The following is a 23,424-nucleotide window of genomic DNA, read 5'->3' as shown; positions in this document are numbered from 1 at the left end:
CGTCACTCGGCTCCGAAGATCGAATCGAGGATCTCGTCGGCGTCGAAGCGGACGACGTCCGTCGCGGGCCGGCCGAGTTCCTCGGCGTAGGCGTCGACGGCCTCCCGCGCCGCCTCGTCGTCGTCGATCCCCGAGGTGTTCAGCGCGCCGGCGACGACGCCGCCCTCGTGGACGGGCGCGGCCAGGTTCTCGTAGAGATCGACGTACTCGTCGATCTCCGGGAGCGAGAACGACTCGTAGCCGTGGATCACCTCGCGTCCCGCGGTGTGGCACAGCACCATCGAATCGGGCATCGCGCCGTGGAGGATGCCGCAGGTGACGGCCGAGTACGCCGGGTGGACGATGCTGCCTTGCCCCTCGACGAACAGGACGTCGTAGTCGTCGCCGACTTCCAGCAACATCTCCTCGACCGCGCCCGCGGTGAAGTCGGAGATGACGCGATCGATCGGGTTGCCCCACCCGGCGATCATGATCCCGGTCTGCCCCGTCGGGATGAACCCCGCGTCGAGACCGCGCTCGCGGGCGGCCTCGACCAGTTCCAGCGAGACCGTCATCTTCCCGACCGAGCAGTCGGTGCCGACCGTCAGCACGACGTCGGCGTCGATGTCGGCGCTGCGGCCGCCGGCGACCGCCAGGTCCTCCTTGGGCTTTCGCACGTCGCGCAGCGCCACGCCGTGTTCGTCGGCGAGTGCGGCGAACTCCTCGTCCTCCGAGAGGAAGTAATGGAGGCCGGAGACGACGTCGCAGCCGCGTTCGATCGCCGTTCTGACGTCCGGCCGCCAGGAGTCGTCGAACTCGCCGCCGATCGGCGAGATGCCGATGAGGAGCGTGTCGGCCTCGGGCGCGTCCGCCATCGACTCGACGATCGGCACGTCCGGCAGGTCACGGCGGTGGTCGCTCGCGACGGTCCCGGGTCGGTCGCGATCGAGCACGGCGACGACGTCGTAATCGGCGTACTTGAGGACGCCGGTGGCGGTCTTCGCGCGCTCGGGGAACTTCTCGTGGGCGAGCACGACGACCCGTTCCGGGTCGTCGGTCGTCGATGGCTCTGTCATACCTGAACCGACGTCGACAGTGGTTTTAATCCTCTTGATCCGAACGCTCCGAGGGACGACGATCCTTCACGACGGGGACAGCCCCGTTCACAACAGCGACAGCCGAACCGTCCAGAACTCACGAACCGCGCTGTCGAGCGCCTCCGCCGGGTCGCCCGTGGCGTCGACGGCGGCCGTCCGATCGGCGAGGTCGGTGAAGCGCCCGAGCACCGTCTGCTCGCCGAGGACGATCAGATCGCGCTCGGTCGACACGTCGTCGTCACCGGTGTCCGCTTCGGCCGGCGCGTCGCCGTCGGCCGCGTCGAGGTGCGCGTCGATGGCCTCGCGTGCGCGGTCCAGATGCTCGTCGACCTGCTGGTCGCGCCGGCGCTCGAAGCGCGCCTGCGAGAAGCCGCCCTTCGAGTGCGTGCCCATCACGTCGGACTCGACCTCGTCGACGAGCGTCACCGACTCGCCGTCGTAGACGCCGAGCGCGAAGAGGTCCGAGCGGACGAGCGCGACCCACACGGGCTCGACCGGCGCGAACCACGAGCGTTCGATCCGAAACGACGACCCCCACTCGTCGAACGCCGCGGGCGGCGTCGGCGGGTCGAGCGCGGCGGCGACGAGGCCGGCGTCGTCGACGCAGACGAGACACGGAGCGGCGCGGCGGACCAGCGCCGCGCGGTCGCCGAGCGCCTCGGAGACGGACGTCGGCACGTCCTCGCGGACCATCGCCGTCAGCGCCCCCTCCGCGTCGGTCTCGACGGACGCGAGCCGATCGAGGATCTCGTCGCGGCGCGCGCCCCGGAGGGCTTCGGTTCCGCGGAAATCGACGTCGGCCTCGTCGGTATCGGATAGCCGTTCGACACGCTCTTCGAGCCCTTCGATCTTGTCTTCGAGGCGATTGACTTCCGCTTCGGCCTCCTGTCGCTTCCGGGCCGCCTCCGAGCGGCGTTCCTCCTCGGCCGCCGCCCGGCGTTCGAGGTGTCGCTTCTCCTCCTCCAGTTCCTCGATCCGGGCTTTGAGTTCCGCGCGGCCGAGCAACTCGTCGAGCATACTTCGACGCGCGGCCGCGGCCCACTTATACTGTCGGACGTGGCGACGGGGAGATCGACGCCCGCGCCGCGAAGGTCACGAGAGGATCGACGAGAGCAGCTTCCGCTGGCCGGCGGCGAGGTGCTGAGTGAACGTCGAGGCGGCGATGTCGAGCGCGTCTGCGACCTCGCCCGCGTTCGCTCCTTTCGGGTACTCGAAGTAGCCCATCTCGTGTGCGGTCTCTAAGACCTCGCGCTGTCGGTCTGTCAGTTCGCCGCGGTCGATCAAGACGAGTTCCTCGCTCCCGCCGTCGTCGCTCGCTCGGAGGAGTCGGTCGACGGTGACGCCCGACCAGCGCTCCTCGAGCCGGGAGACGACCGAGCGGAGCGTGTCGGCGTCGGGCGCGTGAAAGCTGACCGTCAGCGCGCCGTCCCGGGCGTGGACGTCGCGGACGGGGCAGCCGAACTGCTCGATGCACTCGCAGAAACACGTCTGTCCCTGCGGGCGCTCGAACCGGTAGACGCGCTCTGACCCGTAGGAGAACACCTCCGCGAGGTCGTCGTCCTCCGAGAGGGATTCCCCGAAATCGTCGGGAGCGTCGTTCCCCGTCGATCCCTCGGCCGCCGCGTCGACGACGAACTCCTCGGTCACCGGTTCGCTCGGATCCGCGGGAACCGACTTCGCGACCGACGAGGCGGGGGCTCCGGCCGACGCCGACGCCGAGGCCGCCGGGCAGTCCGGCGGCGATTCGACGGTGATCTCCGCGCGAATCCCATTCACGGCCGGGGGTATGGCGCGCGGGAGTAAGAATCGTTCGGGATTCGTTCTCACGGATATATAAAATACCCAAATATAGGGGTGCGGGCTATTCGCCCACGCTTTCGCTACTATCCCGTGCAGACCACCGACTGCGTCTCTATCCGATACACTCACCGACAATGAAACGACGAAACTCACCGGTCGCGAAGCTCGGTCACGTCGCAGCGCACACTCCCGATCTCGACGAATCCCTCTGGTTCTTCGAGGAGGTGATGGGGTTTCGGGTCACCGAGCGCGACGGCGACACCGCCTACCTCCGCGGGATGCGAGACTGGGAGCATCACACGCTCAGCCTCACAGAGAGCGGACGGCAGGGCGTCGACCACTTCGCGTTCCGCACCGCGAGCGCAGAAGCGTTCGACGAACTCCGAGCGCAGTTCGAGGCCGAGGGCGAGGAGATCACCCACGTCGAGGCGGGCGAGGAGAACGGCATCGGCGAGGCGATCCGCGTCGAGAAGTTCGGTCACAACTACGAGTTCTACTGGGACGTCGAGAAGCCCGGCGCGCCCGAGGGGCAGCGCTCCGGCCTGAAGAACCGCGTCTACAGCGAGTCCGTCGGCAACCGGATCGCCCCGCGGCGGATCGACCACATCCACGTCAACGATCCCGGCCAGAACGCCTTCGACCACGACGAGTGGCTCCGAGAGACGATGAACTTCCAGCTAAACGAGCGCTACGAGGACAAAGAGGGCGAGTACTGGGGCTGGTGGTACGCCGTGACGCCGCTGCCGCACGACATCGCCATCCACCGAGAGCCCGCGGGCGACCCGACGCAGTTCCACCACGTCGCCTTTCACCTCGACAGCCTGCAGGACCTCTGGACGGCGGGCGACATCTGCAGCGAGCACGGCATCGAGATCAATAACAGAAGTAACGGGCCGGCGATGCACGCGATCACCCGCGCGGACTGTATGTACGTCAAAGACCCCGCCAGCGGGCTTCGCCTCGAACTGTTCGCGGGGCCGGGATACCTCAACTTCGAGCCCGACTGGGAGCCCATCGAGTGGAAGGAGGAGTCACTCGGTGGGCCGACTAACCACCAGTGGCACGGCGGCGGCCCGACGTGGGACGGCATCGACTACGTCTAGTCGACACCGACGGTCATTCTCTGAAGCGCGTCGCCCATCCCTCGACGAGCGACTGCGGTCAGACGGTGTTTGCCAGCCAGCGGACGCCCCATTGAATGACGAGCGGAATGACGCCGCCGACGATGACCTGTAGCCACATCGCCGTCGACGCCGGGAACTCCTTGGTGTCTCGTACCTGACCGATCCGGTGTCGTTCGCGCTCGAATCGCTCCAGTTCGTCGGGATCAGTCAGTGCATTCTGCACCTCGTAGGGGTCCCCGACGACGTCGTAGAATCGCTGCTCCAACGACTTCAGCTTCCGACGCCGTCGCTTCCGCATATACCGGTGCAGCGTCAGGAGCGAGAACCCGATCGAGAAGACGCCGAGAGCCCACAGTCCCGTCAGGAGCGCGCTGACGACGCGCTCGGGAGGTTGATACGGCGTGTACAAGTGGCCCGGAAAGACGAACGGGGCGTACAGCAGAACAGTGAGCAACACGACGCCCGCGACAAAGAGGTAAAACGAGTGCTTAAGGAGTTCGCCGATCGGGCGGAGTCCGCCGAGGTTGTGCGGATCGAAGTAGTAGAACTTCACCTCCTCGGCGTCGAACCGCCGCGGGAGCGAGAAATGGAGGCTGGCGTAGATCGCGGCCGTCTCCACCAAGACCGGCGCGTATCCGAACGGGATGACGACGAGCCAGCCGAACAGGCCGGCGAGGCCCTCGTACTCGACGATCGTCGGGATCCGACCGGTGGCAAGCAGATACGCGTAGTAGCCGACGACAGCGGCGACGAAGAGCAGGCGCTTCGGCCGGCGGGGGACGAGTCGCTGGAACGACGTCGAATCGGACGCGACGCGGGATTCGATTCGGATCTCTCGGCACGCCCTCGCGTAGCGATCACGCGCGTACCGATTCGTGAACACCGCGAGGAGGACCGTCGCCGGGAGCGCCAGCCACGAGGGGTTGTCGAAGACGAGGTTCCGCCCGACAGTCAGCTGTTGGATCGAGTGAAGCAGGAACACGTCGAGCAGAATCAGAGAGCCGATGAGCAGGTACGGTCGCGGTATTCGCTGAAATCGATCGATCGCAGGCGCCGACGGATCGATTGCCGGGAGCGTCTGAGCGACCCGGGCTGCGATCCAGTCTGTGGCCTGTTCGATCCAGAGTCGCTCCCCGTACGTCGTGTCACCACCCGACATACTCGGTACGTGTCACGGCGGCGGTACTTCTAGCTGCCTATCGGTCGGCCCCGTAGACGGCTCAGTTCAGCCCGACAGCGGCGACATCCGATACAGCATCCGTGCGGCCTGCACCGCCCCCGTCTTCGCGAGCGCCCCGCTCCGGTAGGCACCGTATTTCGCCAGCGTCCCGCTGCGGTAGGCGCCGTACTTCGCGTAGAAGCCGCTCTTTCTGACGCCGGCACCGGCGTAGTGGCGTGCGGAGGTCGGGATCGGCGTCCGGCGACCCTCCACCTGCGTCGCGCCGTCGCGGATTGCGTCCAACACGACGTCCGTGGTCAGGTCCGCCCGCGTGACGTCGTCGATCTCGATCTCCGTGTACGCGCGGCCGACGTATCCGACCTTGTGCGCGTCGCTGCCGGCGACGCCGGGGTACCCGAACGTGTCGGCGTACCGCCGGGCGCGACGGTTCTTCCAGCCGGTGAACGCCCAGGAGTTGTACACCTCGATCGCGTCGGGATCGACGGTCTCCAGCCGGTTCCGGCGAACGCCGTGTCGGCTGCGCTGGAAGGGGTGCGGGACGATCGCGACGCCGCCGCGCTCGCGGACCCACTCGGCCGTCTCGCCCATCGGTTCGCGCCGCGGCGGCATCTCCTCGACGCCGAGAGCGAGCAGGTGCCCGTCAGCGGTCGACACCTCGACGCCGGGGATGCCGACAAGCCCGTACATCGGAGCCAGTTCGGCGGCGCGAACGGACTCGTGGATGACGTCGTGGTCGGTCACGACGACGGCGTCGAGGCCGATCTCGGCCGCCTGTTCCAACAGGAGCTCCGTCGGCGCGGAACTGTCGTAGGAGGCTTCCGAGTGGACGTGGGGATCGATTCGAACAGTGAGCGACACGACCCTCGGTTAGTCCCGCTCGGAGTAAAGCCTGTCTGCTTTCGTCGGTGGAGTGCGGCGCAATCACACGCGTCGCACTCGCTCTCTCGCTCCGTTTACCCGACTCGCTCCCCGATCCACTCGCCGGTCTCGTACCCGTTCCAGAGCGCCGCGGGAACGCGACCCTCGCCGGCGACCCAGTCTCCGGCCACGTAGAGGCCAGCGTCGGCGACGTCCTCGACGAGCGACCGCTCCTCGGCGGACTCTCCGACGCTGCCACCGAACGGAGCCGTCTCGACGGCGTCGTCCGGAAGCGCGTACCGCCACCCCTGATCGTCCGCCCAGTCCGGGTCGCGATACCGCTCGTCGTCCAGGAGAGTCGCGACGCGGTCCGCGACGTCGTCGACGACGGCAGAGAGCGGGTCGTCGTAGCGCTTAGTCGACCACTCGGGGCTCATCTGCACGACGAGTACGCTCTCGCCGTCGGGGACGTGCCCCGGCTTGCACTCCTCGCGGGACAGCCACCCGATCGCGTGCTCGCGGTCGGGGTTCACGAGTCCGTACCACGGGTACGACTCTCCGAACGGGTAGTGGAGTATGATCGTCCGAATCGTCCGGTAGGAGACGGATTCGACGGCGTCGACGAGCGCTTCGCGGCGGTGATCGTCCCACGCGGCCGCCCGGAGCAACGCGGCGGTCTGCGGCGCTGGCGGCGTCAAGAGGAGGGCGTCGAACGGGCCGTGACTGACGCCGTCGGCGTCGACGAGCGCCCACGGACGCCGTCCCGCGTCGTCCCGGCGGATTTCGGCGACGCGAGTCCGGCGGTGCACCGTCGCGTCCGTGCGATCGAGGAGTCGCTTCGCCAACTGGGTGATCCCCTCAGTCCAAGTGTACTTCTTCGAGTCGCGGCCGTCGCCGGCGGTGATCGTTCCCTCCGCGTCGAACGTCCAGACCGGTTCGTCGATCTCCGCGAGCCCCGCCCGTCCGAGGTCTTCGAGGAGTTCCGCGGTTCGGTCGTCCGTCGCGTTCACGTAGTTCGCGCCGTGGTCGTAGCGGCAGCCGTGCTTTCGCCTCGTGGCGGCCCGCCCGCAGACCCCGCCGCTCTTTTCGAGGATGGTCACATCGGCGTCCGTCTCGCGGAGGGCGTACGCCGCGCCGACGCCCGCCGCGCCAGCGCCGACGATCCCGACGCGCGGCGACCCGCTCGGAGCGTCTCGCTCGGTCATATCCGATCGAGGGACTGAAGCGGCATCACCGTTCGGGCCGCCCCTCCGCGTCCATCTCGTTATTCTCGGTGAGAATCGGCCCGGAACCGTTAAACGGCCGTCGGTTGACGCTCCGATATGCGGATTCCGAGCGGCGTCAGCGGGTTCGACCACCTCATCCAGGGCGGGTTCCTCCCGGGACGACTGTACGTGCTGTCCGGGCCGCCCGGCAGCGGCAAGACGACGTTCACCGCCCAGTTCGTCGCGGAGGGGCTCAGGAACGGCGAGAACTGTCTGTACATCACGATGCACGAGTCCAGGGGGGAGCTCGTCGACGACATGTCGAGCTTCGAGTTCGGCTTCGAGACGCTCGCGGCCTCCGAGCAGTTCCGCTTCGTCAACCTCGCGAACAAGAAGGGAAAGCGGCTGCTGAACCAGTTCTCACAGAGCGGCAACCCCTCCAGCGTGCAGGGGCTGACCGACAAGGTCGTCGCGTTCGTCAACTCCAGAGAGATCGATCGGCTCGTCATCGACTCGACGATGCTTCTCGAACTGTTCTTCACCGACGGCGAAGACGAGATGGCGCGGTTCCTGACGGCGCTGAAGAGCTGTGACGCGACGACGCTTCTCATCTCGGAGATGACCGACCCGAGCGCCTACTCCGACGAGCACTTCCTCGCACACGGGGTGGTGTTCTTCCACAACTACCTCGAAGCGACGGGGATGACCCGCGGGATACAGGTCGTGAAGATGCGCGGCACCGACATCGACTGCGACATCCGGTCGCTCCGGTTCACCGACGAGGGCCTCGTCGTCGACCCGACGAAGCGCGTGGACTTCTGAGATGTACGAGCGCGTCTTCGACACCGACTGGGAGTCGCTGTCCGGCGAGGAGGCCATCCGCCGGACGTACGTCCTCGGCATCGCGGCGCAGTTGGGATACGGAAACCCCGAGGAGCGCTCGCGGATCCGAGCGCTCGCGTCGAGCGCCTACGAGCGGAGCGTCCTCGACCTGGCGTTCGAGGAGGGGAAGCGCGAGGTGCAGGACGTCCGACCGATGCACGACAGCGACGAGGAGACGTGGGAGGAGCTCGTCGAGACCGAGGAGTCGGCCGCCCCGTCCCCGGAGTCGTTGCAACCGACCCGTCGGTCGCGCGAGACGCCCGACGCGGTCGAGCGGCCGTCGGTGCTCGACGGCTACGACATCGACGAACTCGAACGCCTCCGACTGCCGTCGTTTCTCACGCGCGAAGAATGATATCTCTCTGAGGTAATTCGGACACTCGTCACCCGACGTCTCCGCGAAGAGACGCTTCGGTCCTCCCCGGAATCGGCGTGCCGACATCCGATTCTCTTCGAACACATCGTCCATAGTGTGTCTGTTACGTAGTTCTTCGAGAGAACGCTCTGTCGACGGGACGCGACCCGGGTCGAACGTATCCGGAAACGGCGTGGCACAAGCCGAAGTTTTAGGCTGTGCGAAAAATATCTGAATTCTGATAACTTTTAAGTCGATGGCCGGCGTAGCTACGTGTGCAATGAACACGCAGAAGAAAGTCCGACAGACGGCCGGTACCGTGGACGAGAATCCGCTCAGACTCGAGACCGAGAAGGCCGAACAGATCATCGACGCGCTGAACGCGGACCTCGCGGACGCGTACGTCCTCTATCACCAACTCCACAAACACCACTGGAACGTCGAGGGCGCGGAGTTTCTCGACATCCACGTCTTCCTACAGGAAGTGTACGAAGACGTCGAGGATGCCGCCGACGAACTGGCCGAGCGCCTGCAGGCGCTCGGCGGTGTCCCACACGCGAGTATGGCGACACTGGCGTCGGAGGCGTCCGTCGAACCGGAGGACGAGGACGTCTACGACATTCGGACCTCGCTCGCGAACGACCTCGAAATGATGGGCGACATCATCGAGAGCTACCGCCAGCACATCGAACTCGCGGCGGGTCTCGGCGACCACGCGACCGCGGAGATGCTCCGCGAGCAGCTCGAGACGATCGAGGAACACGCCCACCACGTCCACCACTACCTCGAAAACGACACGCTCGTCCTCGAATCGGCGACGAACTGAACCGCTCCGTTAGCGGACTTCCGGGGCCGTCTCGTCGGTTCGACCCGGCAGCGACAGTTCTATCTCGAGTTCGGGGTCGTTGACGCCGTCGAAGTCGATCTCCAACTCGACCGGCTCGCCGAACGCGAACGGTAGCTCCCACTCGTCGGTTTCGAGGGTGAGCGTCTCGCCGCGTTCGAGCTGCTCGCCCAGCGAGATCAAGAACGCCCCGGCCTCGCTCGCGTCGACGCGGAACGTTTGCTCGAACTCACGGCCGGACCGGATGAGCGACTTGTCGCTCTCGGATTCCGCTGAAGCGTCGTCGGTCATCGGTCTATCGATCCACCGTGACGGTCAGATCGCTCGATATCCAGCCGTCTGTGTTCCGGTCCTCGAGGAATATCGACCGGCCGGGACGGCTCTCGCACACGTTGATCTCCGGGCGGGGTTCCGACCCGGTCTCGAAGTCGCCGTCGAGGCGCGCGTTCGTTCCGACTTGCATACTCTAGTTTTAGGTGTGCCTAAACAAAAGTGGTGCGGTTCGATGGGGACGCGTTCGGCGCGGGGCAAAAGCGGTCAAGGCGAACGCTCGCGAGCTCACTCGTCGGGAAACGACTCCCGGTCCAACGTCGTCGCGGACGATGCGTCCGGCATATCCGCCTCGTCCTCGAACAGCAGCGTCACGAGGCACTCCGCGACCGCGGGACTGACGAGATCGGCCATCTCTCTGGCTTCGCGTTCGTACGTGTCGAGGTCGAGAACGTCGCGGAAGAACCACGAGAGGACGACGTACGTCTCGTGGAGCGTCGCCGCCCGCTCTCGGCCCGGGCCGGTGAGCGCCGCGCCCTCGTAGGGTTCGTAGGACACTAGTCCGTCGTCGTCGAGCCGTTGGATCATCTCCGTCGCGGCCGCCGCGGACCGGTCCAGCCGCTCTGCGAGCCGCCCGGTGGAGACTGGCGTTCCCGCCCGGTGTTCCTCGATGAACAGCGCGAGGAGGTACTGTGCGCGGTCGCTCACCCGTCGCCCTCCGCGTCTCTCCGTCCCTCTCGCCGCATATTTTTAGGCTTGCCTAAAAGAATAAAACGGTATCGGTCAGATCGACCGTCCGCGAGCAGGTAGTCGAATTAACACACCGGTCCGAGCGGGACGCGCTGGGCCACCGGACCTGTTCGACCGAATCTCGGGGCGAAGTTCTTCAGGCTCCGCCTCGAAGAGCGCGTATGACGAGCGAGACAGGAAGCGAGGACCTTCCGGACTCCGAGGACGCGTGGCGCGAGCGGCTCACCGACGAAGAGTACGAGATCCTGCGCGAGCGCGGGACGGAGCCGAAGTTCAGCGGCGAGTACCTCGACGTCGACGACGAGGGGACGTTCCGCTGTGCGGGCTGCGGGGCGGCGCTGTTCGACAGCGACACGAAGTTCGACTCGAACTCCGGGTGGCCCTCGTTCTTCGACGCCAACGAGGACGCCGTGGAGACGCGGACGGACACGCGACACGGGATGCGGCGGATCGAAGTGCTCTGCCGGAACTGCGGCGGTCACCTGGGTCACGTCTTCGAGGACGGCCCGGAACCGACCGGCAAGCGCTACTGCATCAACTCGGTCGCGCTGGAGTTCGACCCCGACGAGTAGGCGACGGACGTTCGGGCGGGGTCGGGACTACGCCGAGTTCACTCCTCGGCGAGGTTCGTCGTCAGCACCGGCATCGACGCGCGGGCGACGACTTTCTGCGAGACGCTTCCCATCATGTTCTTCGCGTAGTCGCCGCGGCGCGTGCCCATCGTGATGAGGTCCGCTCCGACGGTATCGGCGTACGCGAGGATCTCGTCGGCGGGGTCGCCCTCGCGGATCGCGGTGGTGACGTCGATACCGACGTCTTGGAGACGGGTCGCCGCGCGGTCGGTCGCCGCCTCGCCTTCGCCCTCGAGTTCGGTGACGACGTCGGTCTTCATCTGTTCGTCCAACGTGAGGAACGCGCGGTCGTCGATGACGTAGAGAACGTGGACCTCCGCGCCGCGTCGGGCGGCGATGTCGGCCGCGGTCTCGACGACCGCCTCCATAGAGTCAGTTCCGTCGGTCGGCAGCAGGATTCGCTCGAACATCTGTCTCTGCGGGACGTTTCGTCTGCGGCACCCTATATTCTCCTTTTTCGTCCCGTCGCCGTCGACGCCCCCGTGCTACCCGTCGGACCCCGAACTCGGCGTGGGAACGCTCTCGGTCATCGAGGGCGCGTCGTCGACGACCTCGAGGAGAGTTCCGAGTTCCGAGCGGATCGCGGGCGGGTCGACGTCGCCCTCGTCGACGAGGTGGAGGAGGTCCCGAAGGGTCTCCTCGACCGTTTCGAGCGCCTCGCTGCGCGCGTGCTCGCCGGTGACGTCCTCGGCGATCCCGAGGACGACCTCGGTTCCGCCCGGCGACAGTTCGACCGGGTACTTCACGACGCGTTCGACCCGCTCGCCCGACGTGCCGTCGACGTGCTGATCGGTGACGACGAGGGGGTTCCCCGTGTCGAGGACGAGTTCGTCCTCCGCGCGGAACCGCGCTGCGACCTCGGGGTCGCCGACGACCGACGGTTCGAGTTCGCCTTCGATCTCCTTGGGCGAGCGGCCGAACCCGGCCGCGCCGGCCCGGTTGACGAACCGGTAGGTCCCCGCGGTGTCCTTCACGAAGATGCACTGCGGCAGTCGATCGAGGACCTGTCTGAGCCGGCGTTCACTCTGTTCGACCGCGCGTTCGGCCCTGTCGCGCGCGCAGGCGTTGCGGACGCGGTTGGCGAGGACGTCGAAGCTGTCGGCGGTGCCGCCCTTCCGGAGGTAGTCGGTGACGCCCGCGGAGATGGCGTCGCTGGCGATCTCCTCGGACCCCTTGCCGGTGAAGAGGATGAACGGCAGGCGGGGAACGCGTTCGCGGACGCCGTTCAGGAGTTCGAGGCCGTCCATCTCGGGCATATCGTAGTCGCTGACGACGCAGTCGAAGGCGTCGATCCGACCGAGCGCGGCCGTCGGGTCCGTGCACGTCTCGACGCGGATTTCGGGGCGTTCCTCGTCGCCGTCGCGAGAGAGTCTGAGCGCCGTCAGCTCCGCGAACGAGGCGTCGTCGTCGACGTGCAGCACGTCGATCGGTCGGTGTTCCTCGACCGCAACGAGCGCGTTGATTCCCCCGGTCCGGTTCATATCTGTCGAACGACACTCCGACGCATAGGTGTTTTCCTCGGCGAACGCCTGTCTCGACCGAGGGGGAACGACGCCGTCTGGTGCGAACGAATGGATTCAAGTCCGCGCCCCCGGTACCGACGCGTATGAACCCCGGAGACCGCGTCCGCGTCGAGCGCGCGGGCGTCACGAACGAGGGCGTCCTGATGCCCTCCTCGACGCCGGACCACCTCGTCGTCAAGCTCGACGGCGGGTACAACGTGGGGATCGCGCGCGAAGACGCCGACGTCGACGTCCTCGAGTCCGACGTCTACGACGTCGAGTCCGCACAGTCCGAGTCCGCGGCGAGCGAGATCGCCTTCGACGACGACCTCCCGACGATCTCGCTCATCTCGACCGGCGGGACGATCGCCTCGACGGTCGACTACCGCACCGGTGCGGTGACGGCCCAGTTCGACGCCGAGGACGTGCTCCGCGCCGTCCCCGACCTCGCGGCCCGGGCCAACTACCGCGGCCGCGTCGTCACGAATATCCTCTCGGAGAACATGACGCCCGCGGTCTGGAAGGAACTCGCGGAGGCCGTCGCCGAGGAGATCCGCGCGGGTGCCGACGGCGTGGTCGTGATGCACGGCACCGACACGATGCAGTTCTCCGCGTCGGCGCTCTCGTACATGCTCGACACGCCGGTCCCGATCGTCTTCACGGGAAGCCAACGCTCGGCGGATCGACCCTCCTCGGACAACGTGATGAACGCCGTCTGCGCGGTCGAGGCCGCCAAGGCAGACGCCGCGGAAGTGCTCGTCTGTATGCACGGCTCCACCTCCGACGACGCCTGCGCGCTCCACCGCGGGACCCGCGTCCGCAAGAACCACACGTCCCGCCGGGACGCCTTCGAGACGGTCGGCGCGGAGCCGCTCGGAACGGTCGATTACGACACCGAGACCGTCGAGTTCCGTCGCGCTTTCGCCGAACGCGGCGCGGTCGACCTCGACGTCAGCCTCGAACTGAACGAGGACGTCGACCTCCTGAAGTTCACGCCCGGACTCGACGTCGACCGCTACGCGGCGATGCTCCGGGACGCCGATCTCGACGGACTCGTCGTCGAGGGGACCGGCCTCGGTCACGTCCACACGGACCTGATCCCGGTGCTCGAAGACCTCGTCGACGACGGCGTCGTCGTCGCGATGACGAGTCAGTGTCTGGAGGGCCGCGTCTGCGACCGCGTCTACGACACCGGCCGCGACCTGCTCGACGCCGGCGTCGTCGAGACCGGCGACACCCTCCCCGGCACGGCGAAGGTGAAGCTGATGTGGGCGCTCGAACACTGCGAGGACCCGGCCGACGCGATGGAGCGCTCGCTCGCGGGGGAGTTGCAGCAGCGCTCCGTCCCGTGGACCTAGCGGCGGACGCGACGTCCGCCAGCATCGAATCAGCGGACCCTCCGGGCGCTCCCACCGACTGACCAATGACCGACACTCACGTCGCCGACACCGACGACGACCGGGCCGAGCGAGCCGACCACGTCTGCGCCGACTGCGGCCGCCGGTTCTACACCGAGGACCTGCTCGTGCTGCACCGCGGCGTCACGCACCCCGAGGCGCTCGACGCGGCCGAAAGAGACGCCTACCGCGAGGCGTACGCCGCCGAGGAGCGCGCGATCCGCTCGTTCCGCCTCCGCGCGCTGGGGATCCTCGTGCTCCTGTACTTCGGCTTCCTCTTCCTGTACGTGATCTATGCCTCGTGAACGCTCCGCCCGCGAGTCGGTGACGGCCAGATGGACCGTCAGAGCAGCGACACTCGGCCTCGCGCTGGTCGGCGCGCTGCTCCTCGCGCGAGGCGTCGCCGCGAGCAACGCCGCCGTCGGACTGTCCGAGGCCTCCCGGGACGCGCTGGCGATTCCTCGCTGGCTCTACGTCGCGACCGGCGGCGCGGCGATCGGGGCCTCTGCGCTTCTGGCCGGGTTCGTGACCGACCGCGGGTTCGTCGAGCGCGTGCACGGCTGGCGGCGGGACCTCTCGGCGGGCGGTCGCGGGCGCACGCTCGCGACGGCAGTGGGCGCGATCGTCGGCCTCGTCCTGCTCGCGCTCGTCGTCTACCGCGGGATCGCGGGACCGCAGCTCTCGACGATCAACTTCGCGGTCGTCGTGGTCTTCGCCGGGGGCCGCGCGGGGCTGACGATGGCGGCCTACGCCGTCGGCAACGCCTGGCCCGCGCTGAACCCCGCCCGGACGCTCTCCTCGCGGCTGCCGAACGGGTTCCTCACCTACCCCGACCGGCTCGGCCGCTGGCCCGCCGCCGCGGGGATCCTGCTGCTCGTGTGGATCGAGACGACGACCGGCGTCACCGACACGCCCCGGACGCTCGCGACGTTCGCGGCGGCATACGTCGCCCTCAGCGTCGTCGGCGCGGTGCTCGTCGGCGGCGACGCGTGGTTTCGGAACGTCGATCCGGTCGCGACCTTCTTCCGGTTCTACGGCCGGGTGGCCCCGCTCGCGTGGGAGGGCGGGCGGCTCCGCGCGTCGCTGCCGGCGATGCGCCTCGTCGAGATCGACGAACGGTCCGAGTCGGTCGCGGGGCAGTCGGAGCCGGGGGGCGACGCCCGGACCGCGGCGGAGGGCACGGCCGCGACTGACGGCTCGGGAACGACCCGGCAGCGACTCGTGACCGGGTTGGGCGACGTCGCCGTCGCCGTCGCGCTCGTCTGGGAGCTCACGTTCAGCGGCTTCGTCACGACCGAACAGGGCGCGGCGACGGTCCGGGCCGTCGCGAGCGTCGGGCTGCCGCCGATGCTGGTCTACGCCGCCCTCTTCCTCGGCGGTTTCGCCGCGTTCTACGGCGCGTACCTCACGGCGGCGCACGTCTCCGTCCGACGCGTGCTGACGACGCGGACGCCGCGCGAGCTCGCGGTCGCCTTCGCGCCGCCGCTCGTCGTCGTCGCCGCGGGCTACCACCTCGCGCACTACTTCGCGTTCTTCCTCTCGCTTTCGCCCTCCCTCACGGCCGTGCTCGCAGACCCGCTCTCCGCGCCGACGAATCCGATCGTCCTCACGCTGCCCGCGTGGGTCTCGGCGCTGAACATCGCGTTCGTGCTCGGCGGCCACCTCGTCGCCATCTGGGTGGCGCACTCGATCGCCTACCGGCTCTTTCCTAGCCGACTGCAGGCGATCCGGAGTCAGTACCCGTTCGTCTTCGTGATGATCGGCTACACCGTCGCGAGCCTGTGGCTCATCTCGCTGCCGACGGCGACGCCCGCGTTCCTCGGGTGAGCGGGACGTCTCTGTCTCCGCGGCTGTCTGACGCCTCCGTCACCACCGCGAACGCAAGGCACTTGTCTTCCCGCCCACTCCGAGCGGTGGGATGCTACTGGCAGGAACGGTCGTCGCCGATCCCGACACCGTCTACGAGGAGGGCGCGGTCGTCGTCGACGACGACGAAATCGTCGCAGTCGGACCGCGGTCTTCGGTCGAAGACGCTCACGCCGACCACCCGGTCCGGGAGTTCGACCTGCTCTCGCCGGGGCTCGTCGGCGGCCACGTCCACTCCGTCCAGAGCGTCGGGCGGGGCATCGCCGACGACACCGCGCTCCTGGAGTGGCTCGCAGAGCACGTCCTCCCGATGGAGGCGTCGCTCGGCCGCGAGGAGATGCGCACGGCGGCGGAACTCGGCTACCTCGAACTGCTCGAAAGCGGCACCACGACCGCCATCGACCACCTATCGGTCAACCACGCCGAGGCGGCGTTCGAGGCCGCGATCGACCTCGGCGTCCGCGGGCGACTGGGCAAGGTGCTGATGGACAAGCGCGCCCCCGAGGGCCTCCGCGAAGACGCCGAGGAGGCGCTCGACTCGACCGAGCGACTGCTGGAAGCGTACCACGGCGCGGCCGACGATCGGATTCGGTACGCCGTCACGCCGCGGTTCGCCGTGAGCTGCACCGAGGCGTGCCTCCGCGGCGCGCGCGAGATCGCCGACCGCTACGACGGCGTTCGGATCCACACCCACGCCAGCGAGAACGCCGACGAGATCGCGACCGTCGAGGCCGACACCGGGATGCGGAACGTCGAGTGGCTCCACGAGGTCGGACTCACCGGCGAGGACGTCGTGCTCGCCCACTGCGTCCACACGGACGAGCGCGAGCGGGAGATCCTCGCGGAGACGGGCACGCATGTCACCTACTGCCCCTCCTCGAACATGAAGCTCGCCTCCGGCATCGCGCCGATCGTCGACTACCTCGACCGCGGAATCGACGTCGCGCTCGGCAACGACGGGCCGCCCTGCAACAACACGCTCGACCCCTTCACCGAGATGAAACAGGCGAGCCTCCTCCAGAAGGTCGACCGCCTGGACCCGGAGGTCACCCCCGCGCAGGTCGTCTTCGAGATGGCGACGCTCGGCGGGGCCCGCGCGGCGGGCTTCGAGTCCGTCGGGGCGCTCCGCCCGGGGTGGAAAGCCGACGTGATCGCGCTGGACACGGACCTGACGCGCGCGACGCCGCTGTACGACCCGCTCTCGCATCTCGTCTTCGCGGCGCACGGCGACGACGTGACGTTCACGATGGTCGACGGCGACATCGTCTACGACGAGCCTTCGGCGGCCTCCAGACCGGCGACGCCGACGACATCCGCGAGCGGGCGCGACGGGTCGCAGACGGGCTTCGGGAGTAGGTAGAACACCCTTCGGGCATCGAACAGGGTTCCAGTCGTGTAATCTGATCACTGAAGCCGCAACCGATCGAACACGAAACAGCCGCGGCCCGATGGTACGTGCCTCGAAACACTGGCCCTGGTGGCGACGGATAGTGTCGACAGCGATATGTAACGTGTCGTTCGTCGATCCAAACGTCCGATCGCAGCGGCGTCAATCCGCTGTCTGTGCCGATGGTCTGGGCTGACTGCTTCCCATCTCGGCGGGATTCTTCATTCCCTCTTTGACGCCGAGCGACACGAGCGCGACGTTCACGGGGAAGGCCGCGAGGAAGCCCAAAGACAGAGAGAACGCCAGCGCCGTCCAGAACAGGAGATCACCCATATGTGCCCGTGAGGCGAGCAGGAGGTCCGACCCGATTGCGGTGATCTCCATAATCGTAATCGAAGGCGTTTCGCTGTAGAGGGCGTCTTTCATCGCTTCCCAGAAGGCGACGCCCTCCTGCATCAGCGGGCCGACGGTGAGCGCATATCCGAACAGGTACGCAAATCCGAACGTGATGGCCGCGACCCAACCGACTGCCAACGCGAGGATGCCCTGCGCGAGCGTAATTCCGACGACTTCGCCGGCCCCACAGCCGGAGTAACAGTGCGCCGTCGACCGGACCCCGCGTCGCCACAGCGAATCTCGACTGATCTGCGTTCGGCCCGCATACCAGTAGAGTGCGAGCCCGAACGGCCCCGAGTACAACACGACCAGCGCCCAGACGCCCTTCATCATCGACGGCAAGGGCTGATTGTTCCTGTGGATATCCCACAGCAGCGTTCCGACGGCGGCACCGACGAGGAGGACCCACACGGCAGCGACTCGCGGATCCGAGAGGATCGGTGTGACTACGTCCCGAATGGGAGCGAACACGTGTTCGAGCCGGGTGAATAGTTGGTTCAGTAGCATCGATTGTGGATCGAAAATCCGTATGGTGTCGTTCTCGGCACGCGTGGCCGGAGTGCCCGACAACTCGCTGTGGAGGGTCTACTAATCGATCCTCGTTTAACGGGCTTTTGCTCACACCCCCTCCCCCTGAATCGAGTTCCGAGTCGCGTTTGCTATCGAAACGTCGCCTGTGTTCAGGCCCCGACTGAGGTGGTCGAATTCGCCAGCGGTGAACGGTCTCTGTCGTGAGAAACGTTTAAATCGTCTCATAAACGCTCTCGAACGATCTGGTGAACGGATTCACACCCAGAGTGATAACCACCGAGCGGGCGTATGAGTAACCGAGGAGAACGACAATGACCACTCAAAAAATCCGACCTTGGCTGCTCGTCGCGCTCGCGGTTGTCGCACTCGCGGTCGCCGCACCCGTGGTTAGCGCCCACGGTGACGAACCGATGGCTGAAGACGCCCACCCCGACGACAGAATGGCAGACGGCTGGACTGCTTGGATGGAAGAACAGATGACCGAGCATATGGGTCCCGACGCGGTCGCGTGGATGGAGTCTCAGATGGGGACGACTGCCGGAGAGATGAGACCGGAGATGGCCGACAACAGAGCGAAGCACGGAGTGGGACCCCGAGCCGGGGCCGGTCACTGCTGATCGGACCCTGTTCGCTCCGCAGTCTCCATTCGGGAATCGACCGAAGAACGGACGCGATACCACGGAACACGAACCTATGACCGAACAACGTACCTCGATACGGACGACCGGATTGAAGATCGGACTCCTCGCCCTTTCGGCACTTATCGGTGCCAGCGGAACAGTCGTCGCACAGGGAGGTGGCGGTATGATGGGAAGCGGTTGGGGTAGTATGGGCGGCTTCGGAGTATTCCCCGGCGGGATGTTCCTCGGGCCGGTACTCCTGATCGGGCTCATCTTGGCACTCGTCTATGGTGTCAGTCGAGGGACCGAAAGCGAGCAGAGGGATACTGCACTCTCGAAGCTCCGCGAGCGCTACGCGCGAGGCGAGATCACCGACGAAGAGTTTGAAGAGCGGAGACGCCGGCTAGAAGAGCCCTGAGTACCGTAGTCAACTCAGCTTTCACGAAGACCGTGTCGACTGGCAGAAACGTCTCGCCTCTTTCACGGACCGAGGAGACGTACTCGTCGGTGCGGTGGAACCGTGGTCTTCGCTACCCAGAGCGAGAGCCGCTCAATCCGCTCACCGGTCGCTGAGATCGTCACTCGGATAGATTCTGTACGTCCGACCCTGCCGTTCCCGATACAGTAATCCGCGCTGTTCGAGAGCGCTGACCGTCTGGCTCACCTTGCTCTTCGAGAAGTCCGAGCGGTCTCGGAGTTCGATCTGTGTGATCCCCGGCGAGGTGAGGACCGGTTCGAGAACCCGTCGTTCGTCTTCCGGCAACAGGTCGAGTACGCGGGCTCTCGGTTGCGCTTCTGGGGCTACCGAATCGGTCGCCGGAGCCTCGAAAGCATCCGACTCACTCTCGGGAGGCGTGCCCGACGGCGATGCTCCCGTCTCCCCGTCTTCCTGCTGTAGCGTCTCGGAACGTTCCGACCGAAACACGAGATACCCGCCACCGATAACGGCTGCGGCGACGAGCGTCCCGAACACGTACCAGAGTGGGTTCGGTCCGTGCATTGTGCCGACCGATCCGCCCATCATCGACCCCATCGTCTGGTCGAGTTCCCGCTGCCGTTGATAGGCTTGCCAGCTGAGTGCGCTTCCGCCTAGGACGACGGCGCTCACGATCCCCACGACGACGATATCCGCACGACGTCGGTTCATACGCTCACGCTCACCCCGACGGGATCGTGCGTCGTAATCATACTTGGGCTTCGAACGCAACAGGTGAACTTGTTGTGATTCACTGTCCGGAACGTCGCCTCGGAGATGGCGACTTCGTGGGGATATGAACCGCGCTCGCCACGCGTTGCTCGCTGGCTCACATCCACTTGCTCGCATTCGGTCTCATAGAACCGAGAGACGTAGAGGTCTCTCGAAGGTCTTGGTTTCGCAGAATGCTCGGTCAGGGATTTGAACCCTGGTCCTCGGCTCGAAAGGCCAAGATGATTGGCCGGACTACACCAACCGAGCCTGCATCCCTACGTGGCGGGTATATTCGTTTAAAGATTCCGTTACAGAAGCGGTGCGGCACTGTTTCGCGTACGTCTCGGCGCGGCGCTCTACGGACGGCCGAACCGACTCACTTCCCCTCGAACTCGGGCTCTGAGTCACCCATGTACGCCGTCATCCCGGCCATCAGGTCCTCGGTGTCGAAGAGCAGACCGAAGGACTGCGCCTCGACGTCCAAGCCGGCGTCGAAGTCGTCCCAACTTCGGTGCATCGCGCGCTTCGTGTACCGGTGGGCGATCGGCGGGCCGGCGGCGAGGTCCCGCGCGAACTCGAAGGCCCGCTCGTCGAACTCCTCGTTCGGAACGACCTCGTTGACGAAGCCGTAGTCGGCCATCGTCTCCGCGTCGTAGCGGTCGGCGGTGAAGATGATCTCCTTGGCGCGGCCCATCCCGACGATGCGCTGCAGTCGGGCCGTACCGCCCCAGCCGGGGATGAGCCCGAGGTCGTGCTCGGGCTGGCCGAACTCCGAGCGCTCGGAGGCGATGCGGAGGTCCGCCGCCATCGCGAGTTCCATCCCGCCGCCGAGGCAGTAGCCGTCAACGCCCGCGACGACCGGGAGCTCGGAGGATTCAAGCCGCTCGTAGGCCTCCTGTCCGAGCCGCGAGATGTCGGCCGCGCGGTTGACGTCGCCCGCGCCGCCGGCCATCGCTTGGATGTCGGCCCCGGCGGAGAACGCGCGCTCGCCGGTGCCGGTGATCAGCACCGCCCGGACGTCCTCGTCGGCCTCGAAGCGCTCGATCGCGTCGGGCAGTTCTTCGAGGATCGTCTCGGTGATCGTGTTCATCCGGTGCGGTCGATCCAAGACGACGTGGCCGACGCGTTCGCGTACCTCGACGGTGATCGCGTCGTAGTCGTAGCCGTCGTCGCCGGTGGCGTCCGTCACTTCCTCGGACGCGTAAAAGCTGTTCCCGGACTCGACCAGTTCGCGGAGGTACGAGACGGCCTCGTAGCGCTCCTCCCCGGTCTCCTCGTACCGCTCGTCGAGTACGTCGAGGAGTTCGGAGAGGTCACGCTCGTCGAGCATCCGCGCGGGGCCGTCGGCCCACCGCGCCCCGAGTTCGACCGCCGTGTCGATGGCCTCGGGGCCGGCGACGTCCGCCTCGATTAGACCGGCGACCTCGTTGGCGAGGACGGCGAGGAGCCGGTCGGCGACGTCGTCGCGGACCTCGTCGGAGGGAACCTGCGCGCCGTCGCCCGACTCGTAGTCGTAGAATCCGGCCCCGGTCTTCTTGCCGAGATCGCCCGCTTCCACCTTCGATTCGAGCAGCGGGCAGGGTCGGTAAGCGTCGCCGAGGATCTCGTGCATATATTCGAGAACGTGGTAGCCGACGTCGATGCCGACGTGGTCGGCCAGCTCGAAGCTCCCCATCGGGAGCCCGAGCCCGTACTTGGTCGTCGAGTCGACCTCGGCGATCGTCGCGTCGCCGCTCTCGACGAGCCACGCCGCCTCGTTCATCAGCGGCGTGAGCACGCGGTTGACGATGAAGCCCGGACTGTCCTTGTGGACGCGAACGGGCGTCTTGCCCATCGCTTCCGCGAGATCCGTCACGAGGTCGAGCGTCTCCTCGCTCGTTTGCGACCCCGAGATGACCTCGACGAGCTCCATCCGGATCGGCGGGTTGAAAAAGTGCATCCCGCAGAACCGCTCGGGTCGATCCGTTTCGTCCGCTAGTTCGGTGATCGAGAGACTGGAAGTGTTCGTCGCGAAAACGGTCTCGTCGGGCGCGGCCGCGGCGAGGTCCCCGTACACGTCCTTTTTGATCTCCATCTTCTCGGGGACGGCCTCGATGACGACGTCGACGTCTTCGACGGCCTCTGTGAGATCCACGTGCGTCGAGAGCCGCTCCAGCGTCGTCTCGGCGTCCGACTCCGAGATCTGGCCCTGTTCGACGAGCTTGTCGAGCGACCACTCGATCTGCTCGTACCCGTTCTGCACGAACTCCGGTTCGATGTCGCGGAGGCGAACCTCGAACCCGGCGAGGGCGGCCACCTCCGCGATGCCGTGACCCATACTCCCCGCACCGAGAACCGCGATCGCGTTGACGTCGTCGATCTCCATACTCAGTTTCTCGACGGCTCGGTGTTTCAACGTTTCCTTCGCTCGAAAAATAAACTCAAGTAGAGTTTCATCCGCGCCGACCGGACCACGAGCGTCAGTCGACGACGCGCCACAGATACCGACTCGCGTAGCTCCGGTACGGTCGCCACCGCTCGGCGTGGTCGACCATCCCCTCGCGGTCGTCCTCCTCGAAGCCGTACAGTTCGGCCATTCCCTTACGGATCCCGAGGTCCTCCACGGGGAACACGTCCGGTCGGCCCAAGACGGAGATCAGGTACATCTTCCCCGTCCAGACCCCGACGCCGCGGATGTCGGTCAACCGATCGATCACCGTCTCGTCGGCGACGCCGTCGAGCCCCTCGCGTGTGAGATCACCATCTTCGAACGCGTCGGCGACGTTCCGAACGTACTCGATCTTCTGCCCGGAGAGTCCGACGTCCCGGAGCGTGGACTCGTCGGCCTCGCGTACGCCCGCCGGCGTCACCTCGATACGGTCGAACAGGCGCTCTCGGATCGCCGCCGCCGATTCGACCGAGAGCTGCTGGTTCACGATCGCGACGACGAACCGCTCGAACTCGTCTTCGGCGGTTCCGATCGGTAGTTCTCCGTGCTCGTCCACCAGCGACCCCAGCTCAGGATCGGTCCGTATCGGTTCCATCGGGGGAGTATGAGGATCGCCCGGACAAAGGCGCGTCGCTCGGGAGCGGCGGCGACGCCCGATCGCGGTCCGGGCGTGGCTCGCAAGCAGACGGATATATCCGTCCGTCGGCCGAATCGAGCGTATGGAGCGTTCCGACGCCGGCGAATCGGCCGTCGGGGGGCCGAAGGAACCCGCCGTATCGATCGACTGCCCGGACCCCGCCGAAGTCGACGCGCTCGTCGACCTGTGGGTCGACCTCGCGACGGATCAACGGGCGCACGACTCTCACATTCTGCCGGAAGCGAACCGGGCGGTCGTCCGCGACACGCTCGCCCGCCAGGCGGTGGGCGGCGGGGTCCGCGTCGCCCGCCTCGCGGACGAGACCGTCGGGTTCGTGAGCTTCGACGTGGAACGCGGGGCCTACGAGCAAGAGGAGACCCGCGGCGTCGTCCGCAACGTCTACGTCGACCCGGAGTACCGAAACGAGGGCGTCGGGACCGCGTTGATGGGTGCGGCCGAAGCGGCGCTCCGGGAGGCCGGCGCGACGGTCGTCGC

General features: G+C 66.9%; 26 protein-coding genes, 1 tRNA gene and 1 pseudogene. 12 read left to right on the top strand and 16 right to left on the bottom strand.

The window, feature by feature from the left end; all coding sequences use genetic code 11:
• Positions 1–2: 2 nt before the first annotated feature.
• The 3 genes from ACP99_RS13835 to ACP99_RS13825 form a co-directional block, all read right to left on the bottom strand.
• The gene (locus ACP99_RS13835) at positions 3–1,055 is read right to left on the bottom strand and encodes a DUF1611 domain-containing protein (RefSeq protein ID WP_049987169.1); all 1,053 of its coding nucleotides are present in this window, start codon (positions 1,053–1,055) and stop codon (positions 3–5) included.
• An 87-nt stretch (positions 1,056–1,142) separates the two neighbouring features.
• Positions 1,143–2,093 carry a Vms1/Ankzf1 family peptidyl-tRNA hydrolase gene (locus tag ACP99_RS13830; RefSeq protein WP_049987168.1) on the bottom strand — a complete coding sequence of 317 codons (951 nt, stop codon included), beginning with the start codon at positions 2,091–2,093 and terminating at the stop codon, positions 1,143–1,145.
• A 75-nt stretch (positions 2,094–2,168) separates the two neighbouring features.
• A complete protein-coding gene (locus tag ACP99_RS13825; protein WP_049987167.1) occupies positions 2,169–2,852 on the bottom strand; it encodes a helix-turn-helix domain-containing protein in 684 nt (227 codons plus the stop codon).
• A 158-nt stretch (positions 2,853–3,010) separates the two neighbouring features.
• Between ACP99_RS13825 and ACP99_RS13820 the strand changes: the two genes are divergently transcribed.
• Positions 3,011–3,979 (top strand): VOC family protein, encoded by a 969-nt coding sequence (locus tag ACP99_RS13820; protein ID WP_049987166.1) that lies wholly within the window; start codon positions 3,011–3,013, stop codon positions 3,977–3,979.
• Positions 3,980–4,037: 58 nt separating this feature from the next.
• On the opposite strand, the gene ACP99_RS13815 is transcribed toward ACP99_RS13820, so the two are convergent.
• The 3 genes from ACP99_RS13815 to ACP99_RS13805 all read right to left on the bottom strand — a co-directional run bounded on the left by ACP99_RS13815 (position 4,038) and on the right by ACP99_RS13805 (position 7,243).
• Positions 4,038–5,159 (bottom strand): hypothetical protein, encoded by a 1,122-nt coding sequence (locus ACP99_RS13815; RefSeq protein ID WP_049987165.1) that lies wholly within the window; start codon positions 5,157–5,159, stop codon positions 4,038–4,040.
• A 66-nt stretch (positions 5,160–5,225) separates the two neighbouring features.
• Entirely contained in the window at positions 5,226–6,038 is an 813-nt protein-coding gene (locus ACP99_RS13810; protein ID WP_049987164.1) for a CehA/McbA family metallohydrolase, read from the bottom strand.
• 95 nt (positions 6,039–6,133) lie between these two features.
• Positions 6,134–7,243, bottom strand: coding sequence for an NAD(P)/FAD-dependent oxidoreductase (locus ACP99_RS13805; protein WP_049987163.1), 1,110 nt, complete (start codon positions 7,241–7,243; stop codon positions 6,134–6,136).
• A gap of 117 nt (positions 7,244–7,360) precedes the next feature.
• Here ACP99_RS13805 and ACP99_RS13800 point away from each other — a divergent pair, with 117 nt between their 5' ends.
• The 3 genes from ACP99_RS13800 (at position 7,361) to dpsA (ending at position 9,306) form a co-directional block, all read left to right on the top strand.
• The gene (locus ACP99_RS13800) at positions 7,361–8,065 is read left to right on the top strand and encodes an RAD55 family ATPase (RefSeq protein ID WP_049987162.1); all 705 of its coding nucleotides are present in this window, start codon (positions 7,361–7,363) and stop codon (positions 8,063–8,065) included.
• Position 8,066: 1 nt separating this feature from the next.
• A complete protein-coding gene (locus ACP99_RS13795; RefSeq protein ID WP_049987161.1) occupies positions 8,067–8,480 on the top strand; it encodes a hypothetical protein in 414 nt (137 codons plus the stop codon).
• Positions 8,481–8,760: 280 nt separating this feature from the next.
• A complete protein-coding gene (gene dpsA, locus ACP99_RS13790; RefSeq protein WP_049987160.1) occupies positions 8,761–9,306 on the top strand; it encodes a DNA starvation/stationary phase protection protein DpsA in 546 nt (181 codons plus the stop codon).
• A 9-nt stretch (positions 9,307–9,315) separates the two neighbouring features.
• Here dpsA and ACP99_RS13785 read toward each other — a convergent pair whose 3' ends face one another.
• The 3 genes from ACP99_RS13785 to ACP99_RS13780 form a co-directional block, all read right to left on the bottom strand.
• Complete coding sequence (locus ACP99_RS13785; RefSeq protein WP_049987159.1) at positions 9,316–9,615, bottom strand: amphi-Trp domain-containing protein; 300 nt, start codon at positions 9,613–9,615, stop codon at positions 9,316–9,318.
• 4 nt (positions 9,616–9,619) lie between these two features.
• Entirely contained in the window at positions 9,620–9,787 is a 168-nt protein-coding gene (locus ACP99_RS20585) for a hypothetical protein (RefSeq protein ID WP_197052464.1), read from the bottom strand.
• Between the two features lie 95 nt (positions 9,788–9,882).
• The gene (locus ACP99_RS13780) at positions 9,883–10,302 is read right to left on the bottom strand and encodes a metal-dependent transcriptional regulator (protein ID WP_049987158.1); all 420 of its coding nucleotides are present in this window, start codon (positions 10,300–10,302) and stop codon (positions 9,883–9,885) included.
• A 203-nt stretch (positions 10,303–10,505) separates the two neighbouring features.
• On the opposite strand from ACP99_RS13780, the gene msrB reads away from it, so the two are divergent.
• Positions 10,506–10,916, top strand: coding sequence for a peptide-methionine (R)-S-oxide reductase MsrB (msrB, locus tag ACP99_RS13775; RefSeq protein WP_049987157.1), 411 nt, complete (start codon positions 10,506–10,508; stop codon positions 10,914–10,916).
• Positions 10,917–10,954: 38 nt separating this feature from the next.
• On the opposite strand, the gene ACP99_RS13770 is transcribed toward msrB, so the two are convergent.
• A complete protein-coding gene (locus ACP99_RS13770) occupies positions 10,955–11,386 on the bottom strand; it encodes a universal stress protein (protein ID WP_049987156.1) in 432 nt (143 codons plus the stop codon).
• 75 nt (positions 11,387–11,461) lie between these two features.
• Positions 11,462–12,457: a PAS domain-containing protein gene (locus ACP99_RS13765; RefSeq protein WP_049987155.1), complete on the bottom strand. Its 996-nt coding sequence runs from the start codon at positions 12,455–12,457 to the stop codon at positions 11,462–11,464.
• Between the two features lie 125 nt (positions 12,458–12,582).
• Between ACP99_RS13765 and gatD the strand changes: the two genes are divergently transcribed.
• The 4 genes and pseudogenes from gatD (at position 12,583) to ACP99_RS13745 (ending at position 17,097) form a co-directional block, all read left to right on the top strand.
• The gene (gene gatD, locus ACP99_RS13760; RefSeq protein WP_049987154.1) at positions 12,583–13,836 is read left to right on the top strand and encodes a Glu-tRNA(Gln) amidotransferase subunit GatD; all 1,254 of its coding nucleotides are present in this window, start codon (positions 12,583–12,585) and stop codon (positions 13,834–13,836) included.
• 65 nt (positions 13,837–13,901) lie between these two features.
• Complete coding sequence (locus ACP99_RS13755) at positions 13,902–14,180, top strand: hypothetical protein (RefSeq protein WP_049987153.1); 279 nt, start codon at positions 13,902–13,904, stop codon at positions 14,178–14,180.
• Positions 14,170–15,702 (top strand): hypothetical protein, encoded by a 1,533-nt coding sequence (locus ACP99_RS13750; RefSeq protein ID WP_049987152.1) that lies wholly within the window; start codon positions 14,170–14,172, stop codon positions 15,700–15,702. Before ACP99_RS13755 ends, ACP99_RS13750 begins: the two co-directional genes overlap by 11 nt.
• 91 nt (positions 15,703–15,793) lie before the next feature.
• Positions 15,794–17,097, top strand: a pseudogene (locus ACP99_RS13745) (5'-deoxyadenosine deaminase).
• Positions 17,098–17,290: 193 nt separating this feature from the next.
• On the opposite strand, the gene ACP99_RS13740 reads toward ACP99_RS13745, so the two are convergent.
• Positions 17,291–18,031, bottom strand: coding sequence for a DUF4396 domain-containing protein (locus tag ACP99_RS13740; protein ID WP_049987151.1), 741 nt, complete (start codon positions 18,029–18,031; stop codon positions 17,291–17,293).
• A 335-nt stretch (positions 18,032–18,366) separates the two neighbouring features.
• On the opposite strand from ACP99_RS13740, the gene ACP99_RS13735 reads away from it, so the two are divergent.
• Together ACP99_RS13735 and ACP99_RS13730 are read left to right on the top strand one after the other, a co-directional pair.
• Entirely contained in the window at positions 18,367–18,672 is a 306-nt protein-coding gene (locus ACP99_RS13735; protein WP_049987150.1) for a hypothetical protein, read from the top strand.
• A gap of 76 nt (positions 18,673–18,748) precedes the next feature.
• Positions 18,749–19,093 carry an SHOCT domain-containing protein gene (locus ACP99_RS13730; RefSeq protein WP_049987149.1) on the top strand — a complete coding sequence of 115 codons (345 nt, stop codon included), beginning with the start codon at positions 18,749–18,751 and terminating at the stop codon, positions 19,091–19,093.
• A gap of 141 nt (positions 19,094–19,234) precedes the next feature.
• Here the strand turns inward: ACP99_RS13730 and ACP99_RS13725 are convergent, their stop codons facing one another.
• The 4 genes from ACP99_RS13725 to ACP99_RS13710 all read right to left on the bottom strand — a co-directional run bounded on the left by ACP99_RS13725 (position 19,235) and on the right by ACP99_RS13710 (position 22,887).
• Positions 19,235–19,822 (bottom strand): helix-turn-helix transcriptional regulator, encoded by a 588-nt coding sequence (locus tag ACP99_RS13725; RefSeq protein ID WP_049987148.1) that lies wholly within the window; start codon positions 19,820–19,822, stop codon positions 19,235–19,237.
• A gap of 234 nt (positions 19,823–20,056) precedes the next feature.
• Positions 20,057–20,131, bottom strand: a tRNA-Glu gene (locus ACP99_RS13720).
• 109 nt (positions 20,132–20,240) lie between these two features.
• On the bottom strand, positions 20,241–22,229 hold the full coding sequence (locus tag ACP99_RS13715; RefSeq protein ID WP_049987147.1) for a 3-hydroxyacyl-CoA dehydrogenase/enoyl-CoA hydratase family protein: 1,989 nt from the start codon (positions 22,227–22,229) through the stop codon (positions 20,241–20,243).
• A gap of 94 nt (positions 22,230–22,323) precedes the next feature.
• Entirely contained in the window at positions 22,324–22,887 is a 564-nt protein-coding gene (locus ACP99_RS13710; RefSeq protein ID WP_049987146.1) for a DNA-3-methyladenine glycosylase family protein, read from the bottom strand.
• Positions 22,888–23,011: 124 nt separating this feature from the next.
• Between ACP99_RS13710 and ACP99_RS13705 the strand changes: the two genes are divergently transcribed.
• The coding region (locus ACP99_RS13705) for a GNAT family N-acetyltransferase (protein ID WP_049987145.1) at positions 23,012–23,424 on the top strand (413 nt) is incomplete at its 3' end.

Origin of the sequence: Halobellus rufus (genome assembly GCF_000739575.1) — an archaeon.
Classification (GTDB): domain Archaea; phylum Halobacteriota; class Halobacteria; order Halobacteriales; family Haloferacaceae; genus Haloquadratum; species Haloquadratum rufum.
The sequence above is the reverse complement of the archived record's forward strand: the minus strand, read 5'-3'. Positions and strand labels throughout refer to the sequence as shown.